At 60.2% G+C, this 4389-nt stretch carries 3 protein-coding genes; 1 reads left to right on the forward strand and 2 read right to left on the reverse strand.

The features are described 5' to 3' along the window. Window positions 1-990: redoxin family protein (locus tag RMO15_RS11180; protein ID WP_309712070.1), on the forward strand; the 990-nt coding region annotated here is incomplete at its 5' end. A gap of 78 nt (window positions 991-1068) precedes the next feature. On the opposite strand, the gene RMO15_RS11185 is transcribed toward RMO15_RS11180, so the two are convergent. Both RMO15_RS11185 and erpA read right to left on the reverse strand, forming a co-directional pair. Continuing rightward, entirely contained in the window at window positions 1069-3630 is a 2562-nt protein-coding gene (locus RMO15_RS11185; protein WP_309712073.1) for a G8 domain-containing protein, read from the reverse strand. Between the two features lie 51 nt (window positions 3631-3681). Then, complete coding sequence (gene erpA, locus RMO15_RS11190) at window positions 3682-4095, reverse strand: iron-sulfur cluster insertion protein ErpA (protein ID WP_369016102.1); 414 nt, start codon at window positions 4093-4095, stop codon at window positions 3682-3684. Window positions 4096-4389: the final 294 nt, after the last annotated feature.

The following is a 4389-nucleotide window of genomic DNA, read 5'->3' on the forward strand; positions in this document are numbered from 1 at the left end:
GTCGCTGCCAAAGGCAAGTCTCTCAAGAGCCTCTCGGCAGAGATGACCATGCTCATGACAGGCCCACAGCCCCAGAAACTCACAGGCAAGCTACTGATCAAGAACCCGGATCAGGGCCGCGTCGAGCTAGCCTCCGAAAAACCCGAAAAAGGGGAAAGTGTCCTCGTGATCGCCGACGGTAAGTATGCCTACAGCATCACGGGGAAAAAATACACGAAAGAGCCTGTCTCCCCCACCTCTCTCTGGCCGTTTCTGACAGGCGTGCCCGGCACCGACCCCAAGAAATTCAACCATGTTGGCGTGGAAAAAATCGGTGAGATCAGCTTTGATGTTCTGGAGATGAAAGAAGGCCCCCAAACCCTGCGCCTCTTTGTCAGCCCCGAAAAACTAATCCAGCGCTTTGTGATGTCCATGACAATCGAGGGAAAGCCGCTGGGGCAGGATCTCACGCTTTCCAATGTCCAGCTCGACGGTGAGATCGCCGCCGCCAGCATGACCCTTCCAGCAGGTCTTGAGGAAGAGAAGGCTCCTGGAAGCCAGGGAATGGATGAGCTGTCCGCCAAGCTGATTAAAGTGGGTAAGAAGGCCCCCGCGTTCAACCTGGCGACTCCTGCTGGCCCCAAGCTCTCGCTGGCGAAGGCACTGGTGGGCAAGAAAGCCGTGCTGGTCAACTTCTGGTTTGTGGGCTGCCCTCCCTGCCGCGCGGAGCACCCGGAGCTACAGAAGCTCTATGTTGCTCTCAAGGCCAAGGGTCTCGGGATGGTGGGGATCAACCAGGGCGATGATAACAAGTCCATTACCAGCTATCTGAAAAGCGCCAAGCTGACATTCCCGGTCGTTAAGGCCGTGCCAACCACGATCAGCGCCTACGGCATCCAAGCCTTCCCCACCAACTATATTCTGGATGCAAAAGGAAACGTCGTCTACCGCTCCGTCGGCTTTGACGAAGCCGGGATGAAAGCCGCCCTCGCCAAGCTCGGGCTGAAGTAGAGCCCTCCGTACCCTCCTCCCCCTGCCCCTCCTCCCAAACGCCCAGAGGGCACCCGGAGGAGGGTAGATATTGAAGGTTTAGCGCAAAACACGCCGCATGGGGGAGCCGGGGAGGTGTTCGCTGGTTCCGGCAACCACGACGGAGATCTCGTGCTCTCGGCTATCGCGGACGCTGCTGGGAAATGCAAAGCGGAAGCCGTCGGTGCGGCGGCTGACGGCGTTGTACTGGTCTGCGCGGATGTTGCCGACTTTCTTGCCGTCCACGCGAATCTCTAGCTCCAGCGGTACCCAGAGCTGGTGCCAGTCGTGGTTTGCCCCCCAGCAGGCGCTACTATCACCGTCTAGCTGGATTCCCGTGAGGGCGCGGGGCTGGACAAAGAGTGGTGGGATATTGCTAGCGACAATCGGCGCGACTAAGCCGCCTAGTGTGGGGTGTTTCTTGGCCGTAATTGGGGCAACGCTCCCCGCCCAGGCTTTCTTGTACTTTGCCCACGCCTGCGCATTGGTCAGCCCTTTTTCCTTGAGCCCTCGGATACGAAAGTGCTCCTGACCATCGTGGTAGCGGGCGCTGTCCTGCTCGGCGGGGAGGTTGTGGATGCCGCCATCTGGTGTGGCAATGGGGACGATCACACTCGGGGCCTGAATATCGTAGTAGAGGCGGAAGTTCGCGCCGGGCTTGCCCTGGAAGCTCTCGACATAGACCTCGTCGGCAGCCAGCGCATTGATGTCGTTGCCGAAGTCCAGGATCATGTCAACCGCACGGGTTCCCCCATTATTGGGGGTTAGGGGGCTGAACTTGCAGTTTTTCAGCAGCGTGCGGCTCTGACCGACGGCATCGCGCTTGTAGTGCAGGTCACCGTCTATGCGCACACCAACCGGGCAAGCAAAGACACTGTCCTCGATCAGCACATCGAACTGTCGCCCGTTGGGTTCGTTGGTGCCGCGTGGGGTCTGCTGCTTGACCCCGATGGCCATCCCCGAAATGTCTAAGCGCTTGAGACGCCCCGTGACCGGGTAGTAACGGTTGGGGACGCCGATGGTCGGGTCGCTCTCATCGCCGAGTGCCCCAGAGTCGCCACGAACAATTAAGCCATCCACGATCATCGGCTCCGTGAAGCGCGGGACAAGCCCCTGATGGCAATTCCAGGCTACCGAGTCGCGCACCGTAAAGGCGGACTCCTCCCAGAACTCATGGCCGTGCATGGAGCTATAGACCTCGTTATTGGCAAAAGGCACAGGATACGGCACGTTGTCCGCCCAGGGGAAGCGCAGCTCACGCGATGCTGCTTCCTCCGTCGGCGAGACAAAGTAGCTCAATGTGCCGCGCAGCGGGCGCTCTGGTCGAGGGAACTTGAGGATTCCCGCGAGGGCGCAGTCGGCGGCGATATTGTTGGTGCAGAGATTGGCCGCGTTGGCCAGCCAGAAGCCCACGCCCTCGGAGCCCACATCTTCTTTATCTGTGCGCTGTCCGGGCTCTACTTCGGCGGGAGTCACACCGGGGCAGTTGGCGGCGATATTTCCCACAAGCTCGTTAAACGTCTCGTGGCCGTCTTCGATGACCACAGCGGCTCCACGTGCGCCCCAGAACGCGTTGTTCTCGACCCGGACTTTCGTGGTGCCATGCATCACAAGCTGCCACTTCGGGCTACCGTCGAAGGCGCACCCGGAGAGCTTGCCACGCCACGCCCCCGCAAATGGCCCCATCGCGTGATGAAAGTGAAAGGCGTAGCGGGCGACATGGTTCTTGTCCAGATCCAGCGGGCTGGTGGTCGTGCGGCCCAAGCCCACAAAGGCGGCATTGGCAATGTCTGTGGTGGCCGACTCCCCCAGAAAGACATGGCCGGGAGTTGTGGCGTTTTTCGAGGTCACGGTCACGCTACGGCTGAGATTGAGGACATGCGGCAAGAAGCGCTCTTGACCCGCGTGCGCAAACTTCAGGGGCGTGCTCAGTGTTGCGACTTTGCCATCGGGGGAGATGCCCGAAAGAGTCACCGTCTCGCTCTGGCTAGCGCTCTTGCCGCGCCGTGCAGGCGAGCGCGTGTCAGGAATCGCAAGCTTATCCCCGACTTTCCAGCCACTCACGGCCTGTCCCAGCGCCAGTGTGCTGGCTCCCGCGCTTGGCGCACTTACTAAGCGCACAAAGCTCGTTTTTGGCTCCCCTACCGCCACCAGCCGCCCGAGAACCAGCAGGCCCGCCCCGTGCTGCTCGGGATCATCCGCCTTGGGCAAGCGCTCCCCACCAAGCACCAGCTTTGCCGTGACCGGCTGGCCGCTCTTGCCTAGCTCTAAGTAGCCATCGGGGAGAACTTGCAGGGTATTGACTGTCAGTGTCCCCGACACCAGGCTTAGCACGCCACGCACCGCGATGGTTTTTACCGTTTCGGTGCCGCTCACGGTGATTTTTAGGCCCGGAGGGATCAGCACGCTATCGGTGGGTTTGGGAATGCTCCCGCCCTCCCAGGTTCGCGGATCACCCCACGCGCCACTCTGCGCCGCCGTGGCACTGGGACGGAGCGAGAAGTTCGGCATTCCATCAAAGAGCTTGGGGGCTTTTAGGTCTGGAGTGCGCATGGGCAGGTGCTGGGCGTGCGCCTGAGCCACCAGCAAAGAAAGCGTGAGTAGAAATGCAGTTCGAGTCATAAAACACCAAAAGCCCCGGCACCAAGCTGGTGCCGGGGCCTTCTTATGAGTTTACTTGTTGCTTCCGCAGGAGCCACAGCCACCGGTGACGGTTCGGCCTTCTGCGTCGTCCTCGGCGGAGAAGCTAGAGCCACAGCCACAGGTCTTGACTGCGTTGGGGTTCTCGACCTTAAAGCCGCCGCCCATCGGGGTGGTGACGTAGTCTACAACGGCTCCGACCAAGTAGCGCATGTCCATCGGAGCGAGCACTACCTCAACACCGCCGTACTCAAAGACCTCGTCGCCCTCGTCCACGGTCTCGTCCAGCGCCATGCCGTACTGGAGACCAGAGCAGCCACCGCCGCTGATGTAGACGCGCAGGCGGACGCCTTCCGGGTTACCCTGCTGCTCAAGAATATCTTTCACTTCCTGTACTGCTCGCTCGGTGAGCGTCAGAGGACAGGCGCGATCTGCCAGGATTTCCAAATCCTTACCGGCTTCAAGTGTTAGTGACATTTTAGTTCGTGTCCTTTCCATGCGCGGGTCAAAGCCGCGTGGTGTTTCTCAACTTAGTATAGATTATATCGCGTCGGAGTTCCCAACAAGAGCCCTCCCCCGAAAAAAACTATCCGCCGATAAAAGCAGCAATTTAGCCCGCCGATTTAAAGCGGCGTCAATAAGCCTTTGGCTGAGAAGTGGGGCCGCGGCGGGGGAAAAGGTAGTAGGGGGGGGACGTCATGGCGGGAAGCCGACAAACGCCAACATTAGTTGGGGGGCAAA

This window comes from Armatimonas sp., assembly GCF_031410135.1.
Classification (GTDB): Bacteria; Armatimonadota; Armatimonadia; order Armatimonadales; family Armatimonadaceae; genus Armatimonas.

Bases quoted from the DNA above. Each gene is read 5' to 3' on its own strand.
- RMO15_RS11185 (WP_309712073.1), bottom strand. From the start codon at position 3,630: ATGACTCGAACTGCATTTCTACTCACGCTTTCTTTGCTGGTGGCTCAG.